Below are 22,384 nucleotides of genomic sequence, written 5' to 3' on the forward strand. Positions count from 1 at the left end.
GCGTATCGATCCAGAAAACGTATCAAAAGCCGTGAGCCAACGCTTTTGACGCCGTCTGTCGGTGAACGAACGTATGAGCGCCGACCGACCAGCAGGTGTGATCGACCGATGACAGACGAGACGACCACCGCACCGATTCCCGGCGACGACGAGCCCTGGGAACGGCTACTGGAGGACGCCAGAACCATCGAGACGGAGTTCCGTGAGGCGGGCTGGACGACCGTGGCGGTCGAGCCAGAGCGCGTCGAGCCTGTCGAGACCGGCGAACGAGTCGGACTCCGAGCGATCGTCAGCGACGAGGCGTACGTCGCAGTCGAGGACGTCGTCTCCAGTGCGGACGTGACGTTCAGCGCGGTCGACGTCTACTACCAGACGTCGGGAGAGACGACGGTCGTCCTGGCGGTCGAGCGCGACGACGAGAGCGAACACGCCGTACTCCTCCCGCTGTACTACGACCGAACGGATGCCCGATCGGCGCTTGGAACCGCCCTCGAGGAAGGAACGCTGTTTACCTACGTCGAGCAGGCGGGCGCAGATGGCTGGGTAGTCTTCTCCCACGACGACCCGTCGCTGTTCGTCGAAGACGAATCGTGGTACCTCGAGGGGGACGCTGACTCGGACCCCGAGGAGACGTAACTCCTCGTTCAGCGTTCGAGATGGCTCTCGCCGGCCTGAAAGGCTGTTTCGAGTGCGCCCGTCTCGCGGAGGGTGTCGACCGGCTGTGGTGGCTCGGGGTCTGACGGGCGCCTGGCTATCTCCCGGTACCACCACTGTACGTCGTGCCACTCCTCGCGTTTGTAGCCGGCCGCGGGAAAGATTCCCACCGGCTCGAATCCCATGCGCTCGTGAAGGCGCTCGCTGGCCGGGTTCGGCACCGTGACAGCCGCATACGCGCCGTAGACCGGCTGTTCAGCCAAGGTCCGAAGGATCGCGTCGTACAGCGCGGTGCCGATACCGGAGTCGTGGGCGGACTCGGCGACGTAGACCGAGAGTTCGACCGACCAGTCGTAGGCTGCCATCGCCCGCAGCGGTCCAGCCGACGCGTAGCCGAGTACCCCCTCCTCGCCCTCGCAGACGAGCCAGGGGTAGTCCGGGAGTGTCTCCTCGATACGCGTCGCCATCTCCGCGACCGACGGTGGCTCCGTCTCGAAGGAGATCGGCGTCTCGGCGACGAACGGACTGTAGATGTCGCGAATCGCGGCGGCGTCATCGGGAGTTGCCAGTCGAAGGCAAAACGACATAGGTCGGCTTTCGCGGCGTGAGGCATATATCCCCGACCGGACCGGAAGCGAACGCGTTAGCGTTTGCTCGCAGCGCGGACGCGGCGAGTGACAGTAGGCATCAGCGATCGGATAGGCTGCTGTCGCGGGAGCCAGTAAACGGTCGCGCCGGCCACAAAGCCGATCGCCAGCAGATGGACGAGGACCGACGAGAGGACGATCACCGCGGCAGCAACGGCTGTTCCCGCCAGGAGCCACGCTGCTGCAATCCGTCGCGGGAGGCGACGCAGACGGTGCGCGACGTCAGGAGCGAAGACGGCCGCGAGCATACCGACCGAAGCGCCGAGGACCGTACTCGCGGTGGTGCTCGCGGTAAACGAGACGACTGTCAGCGAGACGGCCGCCGCGAGTCCAGCCGTCGCTGCGACGGGTCGGGCGCTTCGGTCCCGAACGGAGAGCGCGACACCGAGGAAGACCAGACCGAAGACCAAGCCGGCAACGACGTCTTCGATGTAGTGGGCGCCGAGGACGACCCGCGAGGCGGCGACGATGAACACGACTGTCCCGGCGAGAGAGAGCCGTTGCCGACGGGTGCCAACGTCGGTGTCGACGACCAGCAGCCCCCAGAGGACCGTGGCCGCGATGACGTGTCCACTTGGAAACGACGTCGTCGAGATTTCGGCGGGATGCTCGTAGATCGGTCTGACGAGCGCCGGAAACGATGCGGGATCCATCGGCGAATCGACCGGCGGCCGCGAGACGTCGTTTAGGTGCTTGAGGAGGGAGCGAAACGAGTAGCCGCCGGCGACGATCGCGAGCCAGGTCGCAGTCCGTTCACGGGCCTCGATGACGTAGCAGACGATCAACATCGGCACCTGGTAGAACGTACTCCCGAGAAAGGAGAGGACTGTGAGCAACAGGACGAGCCAGACCGGAGAGAGATCGCGGACGGCTTCGACGGTGGCTGGATCGAAGAGCATTCTCTACCGTTTCGCCAGTCTGGAGACGATATAAATTCACGGGATCAGTTTCTCGGATAGTAACAGGTATGGGGCCACCGGTGACGGTACGCGGGTCGGGTTCCGTAAAGATCAGTCGGCGTCTTGTTCACGCAGTTCCTTGCTGGCCTCGCGGACCTCCCGCATCACCGCCGAGATGCGCTCTTCGGCCTCGAGTTCCTCTTCGACGTCGAGATCCACGCCCTCGACTTCCAGCAAGAACTTCGCGACCTCCGTCGCCTCGTACATCACGTCGTCGAGTTCCTCGGCGGTGAAGAAATCACACATCGCACCGTAGAGGAAGGTCGCGCCCGCCATGCACACCTTCTCCTCGAACGACGACCGGGCCTGATTGACCGCCTGCGGGCTGTACGTGTCGGTCATAAAGGGGACGAGTTCGGGCAGGTTCTCGCCGATTTTGGTCATCTCGACACCGGTCTCGGTGCGAAAGTCCGCACAGAGGCGGGCGATCGCCCACTCGCGGGCCGTGACGTAGGTCCGATCCCGCAGGAAGTCGTTGACCCGGTCGTACTGGGCGCCGTCCATCTTCTGGAAGCGCGCGTACTTCTGTACGTCCGCGGGGACATCGTCGTCGGGAACAGCGCCGGAAGCGTCCGCAGCGTCGGCGACGGTATCGTCCGTAGTCGACGCGTCGGTAGACGTGTCGCCGGCATCAGAGGCGTCGTCAGAAGTATCGTCACTATCAGAGCCGGGACCGTTGGCGGACGTGTCGTCCGCATCAGAAGCATCGCCGGACGCCTCCCCTCCTAGCGGTGGGTCCCGAACGTCCGCAGGGGCCGATTCCGTAGCGTCAGCGCCCTCGTCTTCGACGCTGTGGCGCTGCGTTCCGTCGATATCGTCGGTCATGTGACGGAGTTTCCGTGGACGCGGAATAAGGGTTTGGACGGACCGATCGGCCGCCAGTGGACGGAAGATCGTCGAGGCACAGTGGAAGACCGGCGACGGCCGTAAACTCGCGTTCCGTCTCGCCGCGTTCTGCCGCATTTAAGTCCATGAGGGAGGAATGCCATCGTATGACAGAGACGCCAGTGATCGCGGCCGCCTGCCGCACCCCGCAGGGGAAAGAAGACGGTGTCTTCGCCGACCTGCGAAGCGAGGACCTCTCGGTACCGCTGATCGACCACATCCTGGCCGAAACCGGACTCACGGCCCAGGAGATAGACGACCTGATGTGGGGCTGTGCCCAGCAGCGCGGCCAGCAGGCGAACAACCTCGCGCGCATCATCGCGCTGCTCTCGGAGCTCGGCGAAGACGTGCCGGCGACGACGATCAACCGGTGGTGTGCCTCCTCAATGCAGGCGATCATGTCGGCGGCCGACGCGATCGCCGCGGGCAACCGCGAGGCGATCGTGGCCGGGGGCGTCGAGTCGATGACCCACGTCCCGATGGGGGAAGCAATCCCCGAGATCCATCCGAAGCTGGCCGAACAGTACAACGTCGGCGAGCTCCAGATGGGGATGACCGCAGAGACCGTCGCCGAGCGCTACGAGATTTCCCGCGAGCGACAGGACGAGTACGCCGCCCAGAGTCAGCAACGCGCCGTCGCAGCGACCGAGGAGGGGCGCTTCGACAACGAGATCGTCCCGATCGAGGTCGACGGCGAGACGATCGCCGAAGACGAAGGGCTCCGACCAGGGACCACAGCGGAGACACTCGCCGAGCTACCGACCGTGTTCAAATCCGACGGCACGGTCACCCCCGGGAACGCCTCCCAGATCTCCGACGGTGCCGCGGCCGTGCTCGTCACGAGCGAATCGTTTGCTGCGGAGCACGATCTGGAGATACTCGCCGAGGTCGGGGCCAACCACGTCGCGGGCGTCGACCCGACCGTAATGGGAATTGGACCCGTTCCGGCGACGCGCGGTCTCTTAGAGCGCGCCGGCACCGAGATCGAGGACTACGACCTCGTCGAGCTAAACGAGGCGTTCGCCAGCCAGGCGGTCTACTGCCGGAACGAACTCGGCGTCGATCCCGAGCGCTTCAACGTCAACGGTGGCGCGATCGCGATCGGGCACCCGCTTGGCGCCTCCGGCGCCCGGCTCCCGGTGACGCTGATCCACGAGCTGCGAAAGCGCGGCGGTGGGCGCGGCCTGACGACGCTCTGTGTCGGCTTCGGGCAGGGTGCGGCGATCGAGTTCGACGTGCGGTGAGCGGCTACAAACTGACTTGCTCTCAGCTCAGGCGACTGGCCATCGAAAGCTAAAATGGATTTTTGAGCCAGGAGTACACCTAACCTATCCTCCGTCGAAAGCGATCATATGACTGCTACGAAACGGGAACTGCTGGCGCTCTCGGGCGCTGTCCTCGTCGGCCTCGCCGGCTGTCTGGGCGACGAGCCAGACGATGACCGGGACGGGAACGGAAGCGGTGGCGAAACGACGGTAGAGACGACCGCCGAGCGCATCGAGCCCGAGATCGAACCGGCAGCGGTAGATGCGCTCGTCGAGGGGAACACGCGCTTTGCGTTCGACCTGTTCGAGGCGCTCGTCGACGCCGAACCCGCCGCGGATCACTTCGTCTCGCCGTTTAGCATCTCCGCAGCGCTGGCGATGACCTGGGCGGGAGCCCGCGGCGAGACCGAACCGGAGATGGCCGACACGTTGCACTTCGCGCTCGATCAGGACGACCTTCACCCGGCATTCAACGCGCTCGATCGGGAGCTGGCAGAGCGAAGTGAGGGCGGTGGGGGCAGCGGGAACGAGGAAGACGACGGCGACCCGTTCGAGCTGAACGTCGCCAACGCACTCTGGCCTGCCGAGCGCTTCGACGTTCGCGAGCCGTTTCTCGAAACGATGGCTGACCACTACGGCGCCAGGCCCGTCTCCCTAGACTTCGGCGGCGATCCCGAGGGTGCGAGCGAGACGATCAACGACTGGGTCGACGACCAGACTGAGGGGCGGATCGACGACCTCGTGTCCCCGGGCCAGTTCGACGACCTGACGGCGATCGTGCTGACGAACGCGATCTACTTCCTCGCGGGCTGGGCCGAGGAGTTCGACGAGAGTGGGACCCACGACGCCGCGTTCACGGCGCTCGATGGGACGACCGACGAGGTGGCGATGATGTCCCAGACCGAGACGTTCCCCTACGCCGAGGTCGACGGCCACCAGCTCGTGGAACTTCCGTACGTCGGCGGGGAGACCAGTATGGTCGTCCTCCTTCCCGAGGCCGGCGAGTTCGAGGCGTTCGAGGCGTCACTCGATACCGACCGCGTAGACGACCTGCTCGCGGAACTCGAGGAGCAACACGGCCAGGTCGAACTGCCTCGGTTCGAGATCGAATCCGACTACGAACTGCACACGGTGCTCGAGGCGCTCGGAATGGAGCGACCGTTCGACTCCCACGAGTCGGACCTCACCGGGCTCATCGATCGCGATGACCTGCACATCACCGACGTGGTTCACGAGGCGTTCGTCGCCGTCGACGAGGAGGGAACCGAAGCCGCCGCTGCGACCGCGGTGATCGGCGGCGCCGACTCGGCGCCACCGGCTGTAGAGTTCGAGCTGACTGTCGACCGACCGTTTCTGTTCCTGATCCGCGATCGGCCGACCGATTCGGTGCTCTTCCTCGGACGGGTCGTCACGGTTCCGAGGGATCCGTAAGCCATCTTGCCGGTCGGAATTAGGGAGCAATTTACAACGCCGGCTAACGAATTGCCGGTAATGAGCAGGGTACTCCTCGCGATCATCGTCCTCATCCCGCTGGCGTGGCACCTCGGGCTGATTGCGGTGGTCTACTACGATACCGGTCGCATGCCCTTAGAGCGGCGCAAATGGCTACTCATCGTCGGTCTGATCCCGATATTCGGCTTCTTCATGTACCTCTTCGAGCGTAGCGAACTCGACTACGACCCCGAAGAGGATCCGTACGCAGGGGGCAAGTACAACGTCCACCCCTCGCGGGCGGACGATTTCCCGCTCGCGGAAGATGGTGAGGATGTCGACCGAGAGCGACGCCGGGTAGACGAGCAACGAGAGCACGACGACCAGTAAGTGGCGTCCTCGGAGTGCGCTGGCACGGCCGAAAAAGGGAACGTGAAGCGACGCAGTCGCGAGACTTTATTCGGCCGCCACGTCACGTCCGAGCATGTCATCGCCACCGGATCGAACACCCGGAACGGACGAGCGGGGGACGGGAGACGTCGACGCGCTGCTCGAACAACTCGACACCTTGGCAGAGACCGTCGACGATCCCGAGGAGCGTCGCGAAGTGCGAAAATCGATGCGACTCGCCTCGCGAATCGGCACCAACGGGGTCGTCAGTCGCGTAATCACGGAGTTTACACGAAAGGACAAAGCTGAGGCGTTCATCGGCAGCGTCCTCGTGGGTCTCCCCCTGCTCGTCGAAGACGGTGTCCTCGATATCGGTGCGTTCCTCGCGGACCGACCGGCGTTTTTCCTCGCGAACGCGGGGCTGACGGTCGCGCTCGTGGTCGGCATTCTGTACGTAGCTGACTTTCGGGACGTGCGGGTCTCCCGGCCCTACTTCGGTGTCGTTCCGCGACGGCCCGTCTGGGTGCTCGGAATCGCGGTCGCGACGGCGGGCGCGATGATGACGCTGTGGGGGCGCGTCTCGTGGGAAGAGCCGTGGCTCGCGGTCTGTCAGGTGTCGGTGATCGCCACCGGGATGGCTGTCGGCGGATCGCTGGGTGATATCCTTCCAGGAGAGCACTCGCGAGCGGAGACGGCGAACGCGACAGGGGAGGAGACCGCGACACGAGAAGCATAGCGTGGAGGGTCGGGCGCAGACGAGCGCTTACTCAGCGTACATATCGGCCACGCGGTCGTCGTACCGATCTAAGATGACTCGGCGCTTTTTCTTCATCGTCGGCGTGAGCATCTCGTTTTCCTCGGTGAACTCCTCGGGGAGGAGGCGGAACTGTTTGATCTGTTCGTGGGGTTCGAACCCCTCGTTTATCTTGTCGACCTCTTTGCTGACGTAGGTCCGAACGTGCTCGTTGTCGACGAACGCTTCCGGGTTGTCAGGGATGTCGAGACCGACGCCGGAGAGCCATTTCCGAATGTGGTCGGTGTTCGGCACCAAGAGCGCGCCGACGAACTTCTCGCCATCGCCGACGACGAGACACTGCTCGACCACCTCGCTGGCCGCGAAGGCGTCCTCGATCGGTCCCGGCGCGACGTTCTTCCCGGTCGAGAGGACCAAAATCCGTTTCAGTCGCTCGCGGAACTCGAGGTAATCGTCGGGCCGGCGGTGGACGATGTCGCCGGTGCGAAACCACGGTCGGCCGCCGTCGTCGGCCTCGACGAACGCGCGCTCGGTTTTCCTGGGCTTGTTCCAGTAGCCGTCGGTGACGTTCGGCCCTCGGACGAGCAACTCGCCGACGTCGCCCTCGTCGTCCTCGAACGACGACTGGGTGACGACGCTCTCGTCGATGCGAATCTCGACGCCAGGAAGCGAGGGACCGATCGTCCCGATCTCGGGCGCCTCCGTCGGGTTAGCTGCGACAACCGGGGCGGTCTCGGTCAGCCCATATCCCTCGTAGATCGGCAGTCCCATCCCGTGATACAGCGTACACAGGTCAGCAGAGAGGCTACCGCCGCCGCTGATCAGCAGTTCGATCTCGCCACCAAGGGCCTCCCGAATCGATTTGAACACGAGGCGATCGGCGAGTCGCTGTTTGATTCGGAGCCCCCGGTCCGGGTCGTCGGTGCGCTGGTAGGTCGCCCCGGTTCGAACCGCCCAGCGGAAGATACGCCGCTTGATCCGGGAGCCACTTGCCTGCTCGCGGGCGGCGTCGTAGATCTTCTCGTAGACCCGCGGGACGCTCGTGGCCGTTGTCGGACTGACGAGCGCGAAGTCGTCCCGGAGGGTGTCGGGGTTCTCGGCGTAGGCGACCGAGCCCCCGCTTGCGAACAACAGAAAGTGTCCTGCAGTGCGCTCGAAGACGTGTGCGAGGGGGAGATACGAGACGACGCGAGTCGTCTCGTCGATTACGGGTATCCCGTCGGGTTTGTCCGGCCTGGGACCGTACCGACGCCGGATCTGGGAGACGTTCGACCGGAAGTTTCGGTGGGTGAGTTTGACGCCTTTTGGCTTTCCGGTGGTCCCGCTCGTGTAGATCAGGCTCGCCACGTCGTCCATCGCGGGCGCATCGACCCACTCCTGATAGGTCGGTTCGTCGAACGCGGCCGCGCCGCGGTCGTGAACATCTGCGAGCGTCAGGACGTCATCGCGGTCGCCGTAGCCGTCGACACCGTCCATCGAGACGATGAACTCGAGATCGAGGTCGTCCTCGACTGCAAGCACCTGTTCGAGCAGCGCTTCGTTCTCCACGACGACGCCGTCGGCGTCGGGGTCGTCGAGGAGGTAGCGGACGTTGTCCGTCGAGGATTTCGGGTAGATCGTGGTGACGACGGCGCCGGCCGACAGCAACGCAAAGTCCGTCTGGGCCCACTCCATACGGGTGTTCGCAAAGATGGCGACGCGATCGCCCCGGTCGACGCCGAGATCGCGAAAGCCGGCCGCCAGATGGCGGACAATCTGGCGCATCTCTGCGTAGGTGAGCGCCCGGAACTCGCCGATCTCGGCCGCAGGAACGATGTCCGGCGCCAGCGACCGATCGTAGACGCCACCTTTGTACCGCTGGGCCGGTCTGTCGGGGAACCGATCCGCGGCGTCCTCGAACAGGCGTCCGAGGGTAGTCTCGCCCGTCACCTCGTCGTCGTACTCGCGTTCGGCGTCCCGCCAGTCCATACGAGTGCGTGGTAGAGGCTCCCGCACGATAAAACGTAGCGAAACGAGCAGGACGTGTACCAGCGTTTATCTGGACTCCTCCAGTTCGTCGAGATACCCCAAGACGCCGCGCACGTTGAGTTCGATCTCCGCGCGAGCGGTTCCCTCGCCCCACTCCTCGACCGGCGTGACCGCCTCGCCGAAGTACTCGACGACGGCCTCGTCAGAGGGCAGTTTCTCGCGGGTGGTCTCGACGTCGTCGACCCACTTCCGAAGTGCATCGGCGTACGTCTCGAGAACGGTCTCGAGATCACCGTCGACCGCTCGGGGACCGAAGTGAGTGTAGAGGAGGACGTCGGGATCGATCTCGGCGATAGTCCCGAGATCTGCGAGCGCCTCCTCGAGATCGAAGTCCGCGGGTGGAGACGTGGGACGGATCTCCGATCGCGAGGGGACCCAGATGCCGGCGGCATCGCCGGTGAACACCGCGTTGTTGGCCGGATCCGCAAAGATCACCTGGTGGAAGGTGTGACCCGGCGCGTCGTGGACGTGCAGTTCGTGAGTTCCGAGATCGACGACGTCGCCGTCTTCGACCGCGACGAGCCGATCGTCGGGAACCGGGGCTGGCTCGGCGTAGTACTGCCAGCGGTCGCCAACGGCGCGTTTCGTTCCCTCGACGAGCCGCGAGGGGTCTGCGAGGTGCGAGCGGCCGGGTTCTGCGACGTAGACGTCGGCGTTCGGGCAGGCCTCGGCGAGCAGTCCGGCGCCGCCGGCGTGATCTAAGTGAACGTGGGTGACGGCAATAGCCGCGACGGCTTCGCGATCGATATCGGCCCAGTCGAGCGCGTCGAGCACGCGCTCGTGGTTGGCACCGGTTCCGGTCTCGACGATCGCAGGTCGGTCGTCGTCGAGAACGTAGGCGGCGCCGTATCGTCGCGCGTCGAACATCCCGGTGTCGACGCAGTAGAGATCGGTGCAGTCGCCGGCGGTGACCTCGCGGATGCGATCCGGGTGCATGTCCATACCGGTAGGGCGTCGGCGAACGGATTAAAAATATGGGCCCGTCAGTCGTCGCTCCCCGCGTCGTCGCCCGTCTTCCACTCACCGATCCCAGAGGGATCCAGGTGGACGTGGGCGTCGCCGACTGCCTCCAGCCCGCGGAGCGCGGCGACGAGGTCCGTCTCGATATCGTGGGCCTCGCGAAACGGCATCTCGCCGTCGACTTCGACGTGAACCTCGACCTCCAGGTCGGGGCCGTCGTGGAAAACGGTCAGGTCGTGGACGCCCTCGACGTCCGGGTGGGACTCGAGAGTTCGATGGATGCGATCGCGTTGCTCCGGCGAGGCTGCCGCGCCGACGAGGTAGTCGACGTTCTCGCGGGCGATGACGACGCCCTGGTAGATAACCAGCAGACTCACCAGGGCGCCGGCGAGGGCGTCGAGCACTGGGTAGCCAAGCAGGACGCCGACGACGCCGACGACCGCCGCGAGAGAGGTGTAGATGTCGTTCAGACAGTCCGTGGCCAGCGCCCGCAGCGCCGTCGAGTCGAGATCGGCGTTTATCCACTCCGTGTAGCGGTAGACGAGGTACATATCGACGATGGCGAACGCCAGCGCGCCGAGCAAGAGGAGGTTCGCCTCGGGTGGGTCGAGATCGAGAAGCCCCTGGACGGACTCGGAGAGCAACAGCAAGCCGAGCAGAGCGATCACCGCGCCGACGAACAGCGCCGTGAGCGGTTCGATGCGCTCGTGACCGTGGGGGTGGGTCGAGTCCGGCTCGTCGAAGGAGCTGCGCCCCCAGACGAGGACGACGACGCTCGCAACGAGGTCGGCGACGGAGTGGGCCGCGTCCGCGAGCAGGGCGACGCTGCCGAAGGCGAGGCCGACGGCGCCCTCAACGGCGATCTTGGCCGTATTTCCGAGGACGTTCGCCGCCGACGCCTTGGTAAACTGGCGTCGCTGCGCGGCGCTGGCTCCGTCCTCCGTTACGTCGGCCATACCACATTTAGATGGAGTCTAAACTTGGGTCTTTTCGTTTGGGGTGACTTCCGGAATCCTCTTTGTCCCCACCTGAGTAGCGGGCCGTATCCGGGCGATGGGGCCCGCCTGATCCAACCGCCGTCACCGGCTGACGGTCCCTGTTTCGATCAGCCATGTCTGATGCCCACCCCATAGCCCGTCTCGAGACGCTCGCCCTGATCGCTATCGGCGGCTTCGCCGGCTCGAATCTTCGGTTTCTCGCCGTCGGCACGCTCCCCGAGATCCAGGCGGTGTTGCTCGTCAACGTCCTCGGAAGCGCGGCACTCGGCGTTCTGGTCTACGAAGCCGCCTACACCGGGATCGTCGACCGGAAGTCCCGGCTGCTTCTGACGACCGGGTTTCTCTCCTCGCTGACCACCTACAGCACCTTCGCCGTCCAGACCGCGACCGCCGGTGGACCCCTCCTGACGATGGGAATCGTCGCGGCGAACTACGGCCTGGGCTTTGCCGGCGTCCTCGTCGGGCGAAGGATCGCTCGGTGGGTTCGGGGTGGTGAAAAGTGAGTTCGGGGCTCGTGGCTGCTGTCGCGGACCTCCTGGCCAGCCTCGCCACAGCGATCGAGCCGGAGCCGGCCCACCTCGTGGGCACCGGCGGGGCGGTCGGCGCACTGTTGCGCCACTGGGTTTACCTCTACGTTCCCCAAGACGAGTTTCCGACAGCGACGCTCGCGGTCAACGTCCTGGGGAGTTTCGTCTTCGGGGCAGCAGTGTTCGCCGGGGCAGGGACATCGATGATCCAGCTCCTCGGGATCGGGATCTGTGGCTCGTTTACGACGTTTTCCTCGTTTTCGGTCGAAACGGTCCAGCTGTGGGAACGGGGGGACCGTCGACTGGCCGCGGCCAATGCGGCCGCGAACCTGCTCGTCTCGCTGGCAGCGATCGGGCTGGCGTGGCTGGTGGTGGCCAGTATCGTCTGAGCAGTAGTGGCGATGGCTGGGGCCCAACTGTGGCGGCGACCGTCGCCGGCTGCTTAGCGGTCGTCGAGCGATTCGACGAGCTCCATCGTCCGGTCGGCGCCGAGATTGAGCACAGCATCGACAGCCGACAGCTCCGGGACGAAGTCGTCGAACCGCTGTTCGTATTCTGGATGATCGAGAGATTGGTACGCCAGATCGATCCCCGCCTCGTCGAAGCGATCCTGTTCGAGGTAGGATCGTGCGCCAGTTCCTGAGAGGTACCGGTCTGCGCCGACGGCGCGACAGAGTTCGACGATCCGCTTGCAGTCGGTGGCGTCGACACCGATATCGGACGACCTGACGAACGTACAGTCGATCCCGAGCCGGTCGACGAGCCGACGGAGGAGTTCGGTGTTGAGCGCGTACAGCGACTCCCACTCTCGCTCGTACACGTCCGCGAAGCGCTCCTCGAACTCCTCGAAGGCGGCCGCCTTACCGTAGTTTTGCTGGAAGCTCTTGCGATGGTCCGCTCGCCAGCCGGTATCGTCGGCGATCGTGACGTCGGCGATGGGACCGCCGGTGTCTCTGACCGGGACGGTGAGCCACGTCCAGCCGTCGGGCGTCTTGATGCGGTTTCGGTTGATCCAGGAACCGCTCGTGTACTCGACGTCGTCTAAGAGGACGAAGACGTCACAGCGGTGGAGCTTGTGGAGGTAGCCGAGCCACGGCAAGTAGTTGGGCTGATGGGCCGCCACAGTGACCGTCTCGGTGTCAGAGACAGCGGCGTTTACCGGCCCCGTCTCGGGCGACGCAATACCAGACCGGTTCGGATCCGTTTCGGGGACTATCGGCGTCTGACTGGCATTTTGTGGCCCGCGCTCGGCCGACGTGGATGGAAAGTTTCGGGCATCGGTTGCGTCGGCGTGCTCGGAGTGATGCGAGTCGTGTGGCAACGCTGTTCGTCGGCAGTGCTCGTCCAGATCGGTCAGGTCGGATCGGTCGGATGGTTGTCTCATGTCGTCGTGCAAATGGTGCTGGCGTTGACACCACTCAGTTCGGACGAACCGAATCGGTAGTCCCCTATTGTTAATGAGTGGAAAATGGTCGCGGAAGATAGACAGTCACAGTGGTAGAGAGTGAAACCCCGTTCTCGCATCTCCAACAGCGCGCCCGCAACACACCAGACCATCACCAAGCCAGAGAAATGACACCCTACCAACCGATATGGGCGTCGTTTCGCGTCTCGATCGGGCTGTCGCAGTAGCGACACTCGATACGTTTAACACGATACTGTGTGACTCAGGGATATGAGCGTCCGCGGCGACTTTTGGTCGATCTACCGTGAGACGATACCCATCCTGTTCGTTGCCCTCGGCGGCGGTCTCTTCGCCGGGTTGGTGCTCGAAGGAATCCTCGAGAGCGTCGAGCGATTTCCGGGGCTGCTCGTGATGGTCCCGGTGTTCCTCGCTACCCGGGGCAACGTCTACGGCGCCCTCGGGGGCCGGATCGCGAGTGGACTCCACCAAGGGTTGATCGAACCGCGCTTCGAGTGGGACGAACGACTCGTCAACGCGGTGGCTGCCTCGTTTATCAACGGCATCGGTATCTCGATCGTGATCGGCGTCGTCACGTGGCTGGCGCTGTTGATTCTCGGGTGGGAGCCCGCCGCACTCTACGAACTGGTCGGCATCATGCTGATCGCCGGCGTCCTGACATCGGTCGTCTTGATCTTCGGCTTGCTCGCGCTCATCTTCGCCGGCTACAAGCACGGCTACGATCCCGACAACCTCGTCGGGCCCATCGTGACGACGCTCGGTGATATCTTCGGGATGCTGTTCATGCTGTTCGCCATCGGCTTCGTGGAGGTGCTCGTCTGATGGTCGTTCCACAGGGCTCGCTTGGCACCTGGGAGTGGAAGTCGATCGTCGGCAACATGTTCCCGCTGCTCGTGATCCTCTCGATCATCGTCCTCTGGGCCGGGATCACCCTCGAGGGCGCCGAAGAGATGTTAGAGGAGTTCGCGATCCTCGCCGTGATGGTGCCGACGATGGTCGACATGGGCGGCAACTTAGGCGCGATCTTGAGTTCGCGGCTATCGACGCGGTTTCACCTCGGGACGACGGAACTCGATCCCCGAGATCGAGTGCTGTGGGCGAACGTCGGCGCGATCCTGGCGCTCGCGGCGACGATCTTTACCGCACTGGGGATCGGTGCCTACCTGCTCGGCGTCCTCTTTTTCGACACCGCGATCGAACTCGGAACGCTGCTTTTCATCTCGCTGGTCAGCGGGATGTCGGTGGCCGTGATCGCGATCGTCTTCAGCTTCGCGGCGACCTACGGCTCCTACCGATTGGGGATCGATCCCGACGACACGACGATCCCGATCGTCACGAACGTCGTCGACGTCTTTGGGATGGTCATCTTTATCGGCGTCTCGGCGGTGGTACTGGAGTTCGATCTTCCGGCACCGTTCTGAGCGCCGGCCCGATCGGCGTCACTCGAAAGTCCTTAGACTCGTCCAGCCGAATATATCGGCCGATGACAGATACCGACACGATGCTTCCAACCGTCACGATCGCGACCGGCGCCGCACTCGCGGTGATCGGTGTCGCCGCGTACGTGCTTTCGGACTTCGCGAGTATGACGGCGCTCATTCCGGCGCTGTTCGGCATCCTGTTCGTGATTCTGGGCGCCGTCGCCCGCGAGCCAGAGCGCAGGCGGATAAGCACTTACGGCATCGCCGTGCTCGCGCTGCTCGGGATCTCCGGCTCCGCACAAGGGCTCCCGGACATTATCGAACTCGTTACCGGTGGCTCACCCGAGTCGACGCTCGCAGCTGTCACGCAGGGGACGATGATCATTGCCGGAGCGGTGTTGCTGGTCGCAGCCGCGGTCGCGGTCACGAACGATCGGTAAAACGGGGTCACCAACGCAGTCTCGCGGCCCTCAGTTGTGTTTTTTCAGCGAGGTCACGTACGGGAGGTAGTTGAACAGCATGATGCCGATCGGGAGCCCGATGACGGTGAGGCTAACCAGGTAGGCGACGAGCATGAGGAGTCCACTCGCCCACCACCCCACGAACACGAAATAGAGCCCACGGAGGACGAGCGGTGGAGAGGTTCCGCTACTGTCGACCGCGACCCCGTCGATGTCGTCTCGTGTCGCGAGGTGTTTGAGCGTCAAGGCGTACGGTGCCTTGTTGATCAGCGCAATTCCGAGCGGGAGGCCGACGATGGTGAGGTTGAGCAGCCAGGCGATCGAGAGCAGAAGGCCAGTGAGCCACCAGCCGACGAAGACGAACCAGATCGCCCGGACGAGCAGATTCGGGCTGTTACCAGCCATGGGTCGACACCTCGGGCCGCAGTGGAGCAGCGGATGCAGTGAACGGAGACATTCGTCCCTACTCTCGAGAGGAGCGCCATCAAGGTTGGTGTCGGCCCGAAGCGGCCGTCCGCCGACGAATCGTTCGGTTCCGGCGTTATCCGACCGCAGCCAGCTCTTCGAAGGCAGCAGCGGCCGTCCGGGTCCCCTTCGCGATCAGGACGTCGCCGGGCTGGAGGTTGGCGTCTGCGTCGGCGACGAGCAACCACCCCTCCTCGGGTCGACGGATGGCGATGACCGACATCGTCGGGTCGACGTCCGGGACGCCAGCGGTGATCGTCGTTCCCGCGAGTTCGCTGTCCGACGCGAGTTCGATCCGGGTGAGAATCTCGTCACTCTCTGAGACCGCCATCTCGACGACCGGATGGACTGCGATATCCCGGAGGACACCCTCGCTAATGTCGACTGCGGCGTCGCTGATGACTTCTGTGGCGCTTCCGAGGTGGATGAGCCCACGGAGAGCGATCGGATCTTCAGCGTCGGCAGCCGCCCGTAGCGTCCAGGCCTCGAACCGCGACTCCATCGCGTCGACCTCGACTTCCAGATTGCGAACCTCCTCGGCTAACTCCTCGCTGTCGAAGAGAATGCTGCTGTAGGCCAGATCGACCGCCAGTTCGGAGAGGTTTTTCATGTGGACGATCGTGTCGACTGCCCGTTCGAGATCCTCGATTTCGGGGCTCTCGGCGGTCGGGGGTTCGTAGGTGACACTGGTCAAGCGCTCGTAGACGTCGCCGATTCCGGGCTCGGGGCCGCGGAGGAAGGCGACGTCGTCGGCTCGGGGAGTCGTCTCCGGGCCGGGGTTGAGCAGCCACTCGTCGCCGCGGCGGAGGGCGATAACCCTGACGCCGGTCTCAGACTCAAGGTCGATCTCGCCGAGTGTTCGGTCTGCGTACGCCGAATCGTCGACGATGACGCCCCGAACGAGCGTCTCGACGGCCTCGGGGAGAGCAGCGCGCATCGCCTCCGGAAGCCGAATGTCGTCCAGAACCACCTTGGCGATGTCGCCGGCGGCGTCGCTAATCGTGCCGGTTGCGGCGACGATACCGAGGACAGGGGCGAGTTGCTCCGCGTCGTCGGGGCTGCGGGCGGCCATCATCAGGCTCATCCGCGCTCGCAGTTCGAGGACGTCCATCCGGGCTTCGAGCCGGAGCACCTCCCGGGCCAGCTCCTCGTTGTGGTGGAGCACTGCCGAGTACGAGAGATCGACCAGCAACTCGGCGGTATCTTTCATCTCCACCAACACGTCCTTCACGCTGACGGGCTCGTACTCGACCGTCGTCGCCGACGGTTCGCCCTCAAACGGATCCATAGGTACCCACTATCCGCACGGAAAAAAAGCGTTTCCCGTCTCCCCGTCCCGCAACGCGGCTGGGATGTGAGAGAACGTGGGTGAGCCGACAGCGGATCGTCGCGATCTCACCGGACGAGGGTAACACGAACTGGCGATTGGAACGCGACGGCTTCAGAGACGCTCCCGAGCAGGATCCGCGCGTCTTCTGTGCGACCGTGGCTGCCGATAACGACGTGGTCGACGTCGTGGTCCTCGACGTAGTCGACGATCTCACGAGCCGGCAGTCCGACGACGAGTTCGGTCTCGATCTCAGCGTCGTGTTCGGACGCCTGCTCGCGGACATCCTCGAACAACGTCTCCGACAACTCCTCGGCGCGTTCGTACCACTCCTCGGAGCCGTGCAGCGGCTCCCTGTCGAACTTGGCTGTGCTGTCGAACGGCTGGTAGCTGTAGCCGGGTTCGGTCGGATCGACGACATGGAGCACGTCGACGGTGGCGTCGGGGTGTTCTGAGAGGGCGACGTCGAGCGCCCGCTTCGAGAGGGGCGATCCGTCCATCGGGACGACGATGTGATCGGTCACACAGAGGCGTACAACGGGAGGTTACAAAATACGCATACCACCCATCGCCGGGCCTCGACGAAATCGGAACACGGAGCCTTCCGACACGGTTTTGCCCGGGCACGGAGAAACCACGCCCAATGTTAGACCGGAGCCACCTTCGCGAGCGTCCCGAGGCGGTACGCGCGGCCCTCGAGAACCGAGGCGCCGACGTGGATCTGGACGCGGTGATCGAGCTCGACGAGACGTGGCGCGAGTACAAGAAACGCGGCGACAGCTTACGCCACGAGCGAAACGAGATTAGCAGTCAGATCGGCGAGCTAAAACAGACAGGCGAGGAGGAGGCCGCCCAGGAGGCCATCGAGGAGTCCCAGTCGCTGAAAGCCGAGATCGAAGCCGTCGAGGCGGAAGCGACAGAGCTCGAGGCCGAACTGGAAGAACGGCTCCTCGAGTTCCCACAACTACCAGACGAGAGCGTCCCCGTCGGCGAAGACGAAGACGAGAACGTCGAGCACCGCCGCTGGGGCTTCGATCGAGAACACGACCTGCCCGAGAGGGTCGTCCCTCACTACGACCTCGGCGAGGACCTCGACATCATCGACGAAGCACGGGGCGCGAAGACAACCGGATCCGGCTTCTACTTCCTCAAAGGCGATGGCGCACGTCTCGAGCACGCGCTGGTCCAGTTCATGATGGACGTCCACCGCGAACAGGGGTACGTCGATCTCTTCCCGCCGATTCCCGTCACAAGCGAGTCGATGCGCGGCACCGGCCAGCTTCCGAAGTTCTCCGACGACGCCTACCGCCTCGGTGGCTCCAATGACGAGGCCTACGACGACGAGGATCTCTGGCTCTGTCCTACCGCGGAGGTACCGGTCACCAACATGTACGCCGGAGATATGCTCTTACAGGATGACCTCCCCCTGAAACACCAGGCCTACACCCCGAACTTCCGCCGCGAGGCCGGCGAACACGGCACCGAGACGCGGGGAATCGTCCGCGTCCACCAGTTCAACAAGGTCGAACTCGTCAACTTCGTCGAACCCGAGGAGAGCTACGATCGTCTCGAGGGACTGCTCGACGAGGCCGAGGAGATTCTGCGACAGCTCGGCCTCCCCTACCGCATTCTCGAGCTCTGTACCGGTGACCTCACCTTCGCCTCGGCGAAGACCTACGATATCGAAGTCTGGGCGCCCGGCGACGATATGGACGACGGCCCCGAAGAGGGCGGTCGCTGGCTTGAAGTCTCCTCGGCCTCGAACTTCGAGGACTTCCAGGCCCGACGGGCCGGGCTGCGATACCGGCCCGAGCGCCACGAGAGCGCGGAGTACATCCACACGCTGAACGCCTCGGGCGTCGCGCTCCCCCGCGTGATGGTCGCGATTCTCGAGTACTACCAGAACGACGACGGCACCGTGACGATCCCCGAGGCGCTACGGCCGTACATGGGTGGCCAGGAGGTCATCGAGGGGCACGAGAAAGTCGGTGAGGCCGCGGTCGGTGCGGGCGAGCGCGAGTAAGCGAGGCCGCGGTTGGTGCTGGCGAGTTCGATACTCCGACTGTCCACATATCTGAACGGTCAGCGGCCAGAACGTTTTTACCGGCAATCGCCATTGGTGAGGGACATGGTACGAAGAGCGGAGCCTGGCGGAAAAAGAACAGTGAACGGTCGGCGGCGACAATTTCTGCGGAGCGTCGGTGCGGCCGGAATCGGCAGCGTGTTCGCCGGCTGTGTCAGTGACGACGCAGACGACGAAAACGACGACAGCGATCCTGCGACCTTCGTAGTGAGCGATCTGGATCCCGAGACGGCGACTGCGATGCGTGACCAAACCGCCGACGTGACCGCGACGGTCGAGAACGTCGGCGACGAGGAGGGAACCCAGGACGTCGACCTCCGAATCGACGACGATGGCGTCGACAGCGAAACGCTCACCCTCGAGAGCGGCGAGCGTGCGGACGTCTCGTTCGCAGTCGACATCGCCGATCTCGAGGGCGGCGAGTACGAGCACGCGGTGGCGACAGCCGACGATGCGGCCTCCGGAACGATCACCGTCGAGGCCGCACTTGAGGCGCTGACGTACAATATCCGGTTGGATCTTGAGAGTGTAGGGGTGGACCTCGACGATGGAGAGGATCCATGGGACGAGCGACGCGATCGGGTGGTTGATCTCGTCGACGACATTGACCCGGACATAATCGGTGCACAGGAAGTGTTGCCACACCAGCTCGATCACCTGGAGGAGGATCTCCCGGCCTACGAGTGGTACGGCGTTGCGCGTGACGAGGACGGTGAGGGCGAAGCCGTCCCCGTTGGTTGGCGTTGGGATCGCTTCGAGGCGATCGAGACGGGCACGTTCTGGCTCTCTGAGACACCGGACGAACCGAGTCAAGGCTGGGATTCGGCATTCCCGCGGGTCGTCAGCTGGGCTGAACTGGAGGAACGAAGCTCGGGAACGCGACACTGGGTGGCCAGCGTCCACTTCGATAATTCGGGGGAAGAGGCACGCCTCGAGAGTGCGAAGATGATCCGTGAACGAGTCACAGAACGGCTCGGAGACGGCCAACGGTGTATCGTCCTCGGCGATTTCAACGCCAGAGTAGACGAGGAGCCGTACGAGGTGGTGACTGACGTGCTCGTCGACTCACGAACGGTTTCAGCGGAGGTCGAGGGCCCCGAAGGGACGTATCACGGCTGGAACGACGAGCCCGACCCCGAGGATCGAATCGACTACGTGTTCGTCCCGGAGCCCGCACCTGTCGAGCGCTACCAGGTGATCCCCGAGGATCACGAGGAGGGGTACCGATCGGACCACCTGCCCGTATCCGTGCGTATCGACAGTTACTCGCTCGAAAAGTGATAAAACCCGAAACCGAGACGGCGTGAGTTAGATGTAGTCGATCGACTGTGGCAGTTCGAGCTTCATGCCCTTGCGCTCTCGGATCTCCATGATCTTCTCGCGCTGGAGGGAGTCGGACATGACCTCGAAGCCGGCGTTTTCGGTGTTCCAGGAGGCACGTCCCTCGGTCGCGCTCCGGATGTCGGATGCAAAACCGATCATCTCGTCAACGGGTGCGATACCCTCGACGACCATGAGGTCACCTTCCTGGTACATGTCGTCGACGCGGCCACGGCGGCCCTGAATCTCGCCGGAGGCGGCGCCCATGTGGTCGTTTGGTACGTCGATGCGAGCATCCTGCATCGGTTCGAGCATCTTGATCTGGCCGTCGATCAGCGAGCGGTGGACGGCCTCGCGGGTCGCGGGGATAACCTGTGCCGGACCACGGTGAATGGTGTCCTCGTGGAGTCGGGCGTCGTGCAGACGGATGAGCGTCCCCTGAACCGGCTCGTTAGCCAGTGGGCCGTTGTCGAGGGCCTCTTCGAGTCCCTCGATGAACAGCTCCATCGTCTCGTTTAGGTGCTGGATACCCTTCGTCTGGTCGAGTAAGATGTTCGAGCCGTGGATGTGCTCGACCATCTGGGAGTCGTCTTTGTCCATACCGGCGTCCTGGAGGGCCTCTCGGCGCTCCTGCTCGGGCATGTCCATCGAGGCCTCGCCGAGCTTGATCGTCTCGACGAGGTCCTCCGAGAGGGGCTCGGCGGAGATGTAGAAGCGGTTGTGGCGGTTGGGCGAAATACCCTCGACCTCGTCGCTGGCGCGCTGGACGGCCTCGCGGTAGACGACGATTGGCTCACCGGTGTTGACCGGGATGCCCTGGTTCTTCTCGATACGCTGAGTGATGACTTCGAGGTGAAGCTCACCCTGCCCGGAGATCAGGTGCTCGCCGGTGTCCTCGTTGATCGTAATCTGGATCGTCGGGTCCTCCTTGGAGACCTGGCGCAGCGTCTCGATGAGCTTCGGCAGGTCGTCCATCGTCTGGGCCTCGACGCTCTTCGTGATGACGGGCTCGGAGATGTGCTCGATCGACTCGAACGGCGTCATCTCGACCGAGGAGACGGTCGAGCCGGCGATCGCGTCGCGCAGGCCGGTGACGGCGGCGATGTTCCCCGCGGGAACGTGGTCTACTTCCTCGCGCTCGCCACCCATGTAGATGCCGACGGACTGAACGCGGTTCTTGCCCGCCGTCCCGGAGACGTACAGCTCCTGGCCCTTCTCGAGCGAACCCGAGAAGACGCGGCCGGAGGCGACCTCACCGGCGTGGGGGTCCATCGCGATGTCGGTGACCATGAAGACGACCTCGCCGTCCTCGTCGACGAGACGCATCGTCTCCGCGAGGTCGGTCTCGTCGTCGCCACGCCAGATGCGTGGGATACGCATCGGCTGGGCGTCGACGGGGTTCGGGAAGTGCTCACAGACCATGTCGAGGACGACGTCCGACAGGGGCGTCCGCTCGTGGAGCTCCTGGCGTTTGTCGGCACGCTCGAGTTCCATGATCTCGCCGAAGTCCATCCCGGTACGCTGCATCGAGGGCATCGAGACGCCCCACTTGTACAGCGCGGATCCGAAGCCGACGGTGCCGTCCTCGACGGAGACGGTCCAGTCGTCGATGTCGTCCATATCCTCGGTCATCCCACGGATGAGCTCGTTGACGTCGCGAATGACCGCGAGGAGACGCTCTTGCATCTCCTGGGGCCCCTCCTGCAGTTCGGAGATCAGGCGGTCGACCTTGTTGATGAACAGGGTCGGCTTGACGCCCTCGCGAAGCGCCTGGCGCAGGACCGTTTCGGTCTGGGGCATGGCACCCTCGACGGCGTCGACGACGACGAGCGCACCGTCGACGGCGCGCATCGCGCGGGTGACGTCGCCACCGAAGTCGACGTGGCCCGGCGTGTCGATGAGGTTGATTAAGTGGTTGGTGTCCTCGTACTCGTGGGTCATCGAGACGTTCGCCGCGTCGATGGTGATCCCACGTTCCTGTTCGTCTTCTTCCGTGTCCATCGCGAGCTGTTCGCCGGCAGTCTCGTCGGAGATCATGCCCGCACCAGCCAGGAGGTTGTCAGAAAGGGTCGTTTTTCCGTGATCGACGTGAGCGGCGATGGCGATGTTCCGGATGTTCTCCGGTTCGTCCATCAGCCGTTCACACTCTTGGACGATCTTCTTGCGTCGGCCCATATACGCCTCGTTACTGGTAGCGGGGTCAAAAGGGTAGTGTTTCGTCGCCGCGGAAAACGGCCGATTCGATCGGTTCACGCGGCGAAACGTCCATTTTGCGTGAGTGAATAGCACGCAGCAAGCACAAGTTCGGGATGGGACAGCACAGACAGCGCCGCAGGTGGCATCCACAGCGTGTCGAACTCGCGGACGCGAGTCCAAACCCAGCGCG

At 64.2% G+C, this 22,384-nt stretch carries 23 protein-coding genes and 1 riboswitch; of the genes, 12 read left to right on the forward strand and 11 right to left on the reverse strand.

Going from position 1 to position 22,384, the window contains the following annotated elements:
* The first annotated feature begins 108 nt into the window (after positions 1 to 108).
* Positions 109 to 636, forward strand: a complete 528-nt coding sequence (locus OB905_11280; protein MCU4926555.1) for a hypothetical protein — start codon at positions 109 to 111, stop codon at positions 634 to 636.
* 8 nt (positions 637 to 644) lie between these two features.
* Here OB905_11280 and OB905_11285 read toward each other — a convergent pair whose 3' ends face one another.
* From OB905_11285 to OB905_11295, 3 genes are all read right to left on the reverse strand, one after another.
* Positions 645 to 1,241, reverse strand: a complete 597-nt coding sequence (locus tag OB905_11285; GenBank protein MCU4926556.1) for a GNAT family N-acetyltransferase — start codon at positions 1,239 to 1,241, stop codon at positions 645 to 647.
* A gap of 56 nt (positions 1,242 to 1,297) precedes the next feature.
* Positions 1,298 to 2,200: a phosphatase PAP2 family protein gene (locus OB905_11290; GenBank protein MCU4926557.1), complete on the reverse strand. Its 903-nt coding sequence runs from the start codon at positions 2,198 to 2,200 to the stop codon at positions 1,298 to 1,300.
* Positions 2,201 to 2,311: 111 nt separating this feature from the next.
* Positions 2,312 to 3,085, reverse strand: a complete 774-nt coding sequence (locus tag OB905_11295; protein MCU4926558.1) for a DUF5806 family protein — start codon at positions 3,083 to 3,085, stop codon at positions 2,312 to 2,314.
* A gap of 167 nt (positions 3,086 to 3,252) precedes the next feature.
* Here OB905_11295 and OB905_11300 point away from each other — a divergent pair, with 167 nt between their 5' ends.
* The 4 genes from OB905_11300 (at position 3,253) to OB905_11315 (ending at position 6,967) form a co-directional block, all read left to right on the forward strand.
* Positions 3,253 to 4,389, forward strand: coding sequence for a thiolase family protein (locus tag OB905_11300; GenBank protein ID MCU4926559.1), 1,137 nt, complete (start codon positions 3,253 to 3,255; stop codon positions 4,387 to 4,389).
* A 108-nt stretch (positions 4,390 to 4,497) separates the two neighbouring features.
* Entirely contained in the window at positions 4,498 to 5,841 is a 1,344-nt protein-coding gene (locus OB905_11305) for a serpin family protein (protein MCU4926560.1), read from the forward strand.
* Between the two features lie 60 nt (positions 5,842 to 5,901).
* Positions 5,902 to 6,231, forward strand: a complete 330-nt coding sequence (locus tag OB905_11310) for a hypothetical protein (protein ID MCU4926561.1) — start codon at positions 5,902 to 5,904, stop codon at positions 6,229 to 6,231.
* Between the two features lie 94 nt (positions 6,232 to 6,325).
* Positions 6,326 to 6,967, forward strand: coding sequence for a TIGR02587 family membrane protein (locus OB905_11315; GenBank protein ID MCU4926562.1), 642 nt, complete (start codon positions 6,326 to 6,328; stop codon positions 6,965 to 6,967).
* A 27-nt stretch (positions 6,968 to 6,994) separates the two neighbouring features.
* Here OB905_11315 and OB905_11320 read toward each other — a convergent pair whose 3' ends face one another.
* From OB905_11320 to OB905_11330, 3 genes are all read right to left on the reverse strand, one after another.
* Positions 6,995 to 8,953, reverse strand: coding sequence for a long-chain fatty acid--CoA ligase (locus OB905_11320; GenBank protein ID MCU4926563.1), 1,959 nt, complete (start codon positions 8,951 to 8,953; stop codon positions 6,995 to 6,997).
* A gap of 66 nt (positions 8,954 to 9,019) precedes the next feature.
* Positions 9,020 to 9,949 carry an MBL fold metallo-hydrolase gene (locus OB905_11325; protein MCU4926564.1) on the reverse strand — a complete coding sequence of 310 codons (930 nt, stop codon included), beginning with the start codon at positions 9,947 to 9,949 and terminating at the stop codon, positions 9,020 to 9,022.
* A gap of 47 nt (positions 9,950 to 9,996) precedes the next feature.
* Positions 9,997 to 10,929, reverse strand: coding sequence for a cation diffusion facilitator family transporter (locus OB905_11330; GenBank protein ID MCU4926565.1), 933 nt, complete (start codon positions 10,927 to 10,929; stop codon positions 9,997 to 9,999).
* Positions 10,930 to 11,013: 84 nt separating this feature from the next.
* A riboswitch (Fluoride riboswitch) is annotated at positions 11,014 to 11,079 on the forward strand.
* Between the two features lie 5 nt (positions 11,080 to 11,084).
* Between OB905_11330 and OB905_11335 the strand changes: the two genes are divergently transcribed.
* Positions 11,085 to 11,474, forward strand: a complete 390-nt coding sequence (locus OB905_11335; protein MCU4926566.1) for a CrcB family protein — start codon at positions 11,085 to 11,087, stop codon at positions 11,472 to 11,474.
* Positions 11,471 to 11,887, forward strand: a complete 417-nt coding sequence (locus OB905_11340) for a CrcB family protein (protein ID MCU4926567.1) — start codon at positions 11,471 to 11,473, stop codon at positions 11,885 to 11,887. Before OB905_11335 ends, OB905_11340 begins: the two co-directional genes overlap by 4 nt.
* A gap of 53 nt (positions 11,888 to 11,940) precedes the next feature.
* On the opposite strand, the gene OB905_11345 is transcribed toward OB905_11340, so the two are convergent.
* Entirely contained in the window at positions 11,941 to 12,882 is a 942-nt protein-coding gene (locus OB905_11345; protein MCU4926568.1) for a WbqC family protein, read from the reverse strand.
* Positions 12,883 to 13,173: 291 nt separating this feature from the next.
* On the opposite strand from OB905_11345, the gene OB905_11350 reads away from it, so the two are divergent.
* The 3 genes from OB905_11350 to OB905_11360 all read left to right on the forward strand — a co-directional run bounded on the left by OB905_11350 (position 13,174) and on the right by OB905_11360 (position 14,782).
* Positions 13,174 to 13,743, forward strand: a complete 570-nt coding sequence (locus tag OB905_11350) for a magnesium transporter (GenBank protein ID MCU4926569.1) — start codon at positions 13,174 to 13,176, stop codon at positions 13,741 to 13,743.
* On the forward strand, positions 13,743 to 14,342 hold the full coding sequence (locus tag OB905_11355) for a magnesium transporter (GenBank protein ID MCU4926570.1): 600 nt from the start codon (positions 13,743 to 13,745) through the stop codon (positions 14,340 to 14,342). Before OB905_11350 ends, OB905_11355 begins: the two co-directional genes overlap by 1 nt.
* Positions 14,343 to 14,404: 62 nt before the next feature.
* The gene (locus tag OB905_11360; GenBank protein MCU4926571.1) at positions 14,405 to 14,782 is read left to right on the forward strand and encodes a hypothetical protein; all 378 of its coding nucleotides are present in this window, start codon (positions 14,405 to 14,407) and stop codon (positions 14,780 to 14,782) included.
* Between the two features lie 30 nt (positions 14,783 to 14,812).
* Here the strand turns inward: OB905_11360 and OB905_11365 are convergent, their stop codons facing one another.
* The 3 genes from OB905_11365 to OB905_11375 form a co-directional block, all read right to left on the reverse strand.
* Positions 14,813 to 15,208 carry a YccF domain-containing protein gene (locus OB905_11365; GenBank protein MCU4926572.1) on the reverse strand — a complete coding sequence of 132 codons (396 nt, stop codon included), beginning with the start codon at positions 15,206 to 15,208 and terminating at the stop codon, positions 14,813 to 14,815.
* Between the two features lie 136 nt (positions 15,209 to 15,344).
* Positions 15,345 to 16,556, reverse strand: coding sequence for a potassium channel protein (locus OB905_11370; GenBank protein MCU4926573.1), 1,212 nt, complete (start codon positions 16,554 to 16,556; stop codon positions 15,345 to 15,347).
* 107 nt (positions 16,557 to 16,663) lie between these two features.
* Entirely contained in the window at positions 16,664 to 17,119 is a 456-nt protein-coding gene (locus OB905_11375) for a universal stress protein (protein ID MCU4926574.1), read from the reverse strand.
* Positions 17,120 to 17,238: 119 nt separating this feature from the next.
* Here OB905_11375 and serS point away from each other — a divergent pair, with 119 nt between their 5' ends.
* A complete protein-coding gene (gene serS, locus OB905_11380; GenBank protein ID MCU4926575.1) occupies positions 17,239 to 18,618 on the forward strand; it encodes a serine--tRNA ligase in 1,380 nt (459 codons plus the stop codon).
* 105 nt (positions 18,619 to 18,723) lie between these two features.
* Positions 18,724 to 19,959, forward strand: coding sequence for an endonuclease/exonuclease/phosphatase family protein (locus OB905_11385; GenBank protein MCU4926576.1), 1,236 nt, complete (start codon positions 18,724 to 18,726; stop codon positions 19,957 to 19,959).
* A 27-nt stretch (positions 19,960 to 19,986) separates the two neighbouring features.
* On the opposite strand, the gene OB905_11390 is transcribed toward OB905_11385, so the two are convergent.
* Entirely contained in the window at positions 19,987 to 22,173 is a 2,187-nt protein-coding gene (locus tag OB905_11390) for an elongation factor EF-2 (protein ID MCU4926577.1), read from the reverse strand.
* Positions 22,174 to 22,384 lie beyond the last annotated feature (211 nt).

It is taken from the genome of Halobacteria archaeon AArc-dxtr1 (assembly GCA_025517425.1).
Classification (GTDB): domain Archaea; phylum Halobacteriota; class Halobacteria; order Halobacteriales; family Natrialbaceae; genus Halostagnicola.

Excerpts from the sequence above, each read along its gene's own strand:
- OB905_11295 (MCU4926558.1), bottom strand. The coding sequence starts at position 3,085 with ATGACCGACGATATCGACGGAACGCAGCGCCACAGCGTCGAAGACGAG.
- OB905_11310 (MCU4926561.1), top strand. The coding sequence starts at position 5,902 with ATGAGCAGGGTACTCCTCGCGATCATCGTCCTCATCCCGCTGGCGTGG.
- OB905_11330 (MCU4926565.1), bottom strand. The coding sequence starts at position 10,929 with ATGGCCGACGTAACGGAGGACGGAGCCAGCGCCGCGCAGCGACGCCAG.
- OB905_11320 (MCU4926563.1), bottom strand. The coding sequence starts at position 8,953 with ATGGACTGGCGGGACGCCGAACGCGAGTACGACGACGAGGTGACGGGC.
- OB905_11355 (MCU4926570.1), top strand. The coding sequence starts at position 13,743 with ATGGTCGTTCCACAGGGCTCGCTTGGCACCTGGGAGTGGAAGTCGATC.
- OB905_11370 (MCU4926573.1), bottom strand. The coding sequence starts at position 16,556 with ATGGATCCGTTTGAGGGCGAACCGTCGGCGACGACGGTCGAGTACGAG.
- OB905_11300 (MCU4926559.1), top strand. The coding sequence starts at position 3,253 with ATGACAGAGACGCCAGTGATCGCGGCCGCCTGCCGCACCCCGCAGGGG.
- OB905_11350 (MCU4926569.1), top strand. The coding sequence starts at position 13,174 with ATGAGCGTCCGCGGCGACTTTTGGTCGATCTACCGTGAGACGATACCC.
- OB905_11305 (MCU4926560.1), top strand. The coding sequence starts at position 4,498 with ATGACTGCTACGAAACGGGAACTGCTGGCGCTCTCGGGCGCTGTCCTC.
- OB905_11315 (MCU4926562.1), top strand. The coding sequence starts at position 6,326 with ATGTCATCGCCACCGGATCGAACACCCGGAACGGACGAGCGGGGGACG.
- OB905_11385 (MCU4926576.1), top strand. The coding sequence starts at position 18,724 with ATGGTACGAAGAGCGGAGCCTGGCGGAAAAAGAACAGTGAACGGTCGG.
- serS (MCU4926575.1), top strand. The coding sequence starts at position 17,239 with ATGTTAGACCGGAGCCACCTTCGCGAGCGTCCCGAGGCGGTACGCGCG.
- OB905_11285 (MCU4926556.1), bottom strand. The coding sequence starts at position 1,241 with ATGTCGTTTTGCCTTCGACTGGCAACTCCCGATGACGCCGCCGCGATT.
- OB905_11290 (MCU4926557.1), bottom strand. The coding sequence starts at position 2,200 with ATGCTCTTCGATCCAGCCACCGTCGAAGCCGTCCGCGATCTCTCTCCG.
- OB905_11280 (MCU4926555.1), top strand. The coding sequence starts at position 109 with ATGACAGACGAGACGACCACCGCACCGATTCCCGGCGACGACGAGCCC.
- OB905_11360 (MCU4926571.1), top strand. The coding sequence starts at position 14,405 with ATGACAGATACCGACACGATGCTTCCAACCGTCACGATCGCGACCGGC.
- OB905_11335 (MCU4926566.1), top strand. The coding sequence starts at position 11,085 with ATGTCTGATGCCCACCCCATAGCCCGTCTCGAGACGCTCGCCCTGATC.
- OB905_11365 (MCU4926572.1), bottom strand. The coding sequence starts at position 15,208 with ATGGCTGGTAACAGCCCGAATCTGCTCGTCCGGGCGATCTGGTTCGTC.
- OB905_11325 (MCU4926564.1), bottom strand. The coding sequence starts at position 9,949 with ATGCACCCGGATCGCATCCGCGAGGTCACCGCCGGCGACTGCACCGAT.
- OB905_11345 (MCU4926568.1), bottom strand. The coding sequence starts at position 12,882 with ATGAGACAACCATCCGACCGATCCGACCTGACCGATCTGGACGAGCAC.
- OB905_11390 (MCU4926577.1), bottom strand. The coding sequence starts at position 22,173 with ATGGGCCGACGCAAGAAGATCGTCCAAGAGTGTGAACGGCTGATGGAC.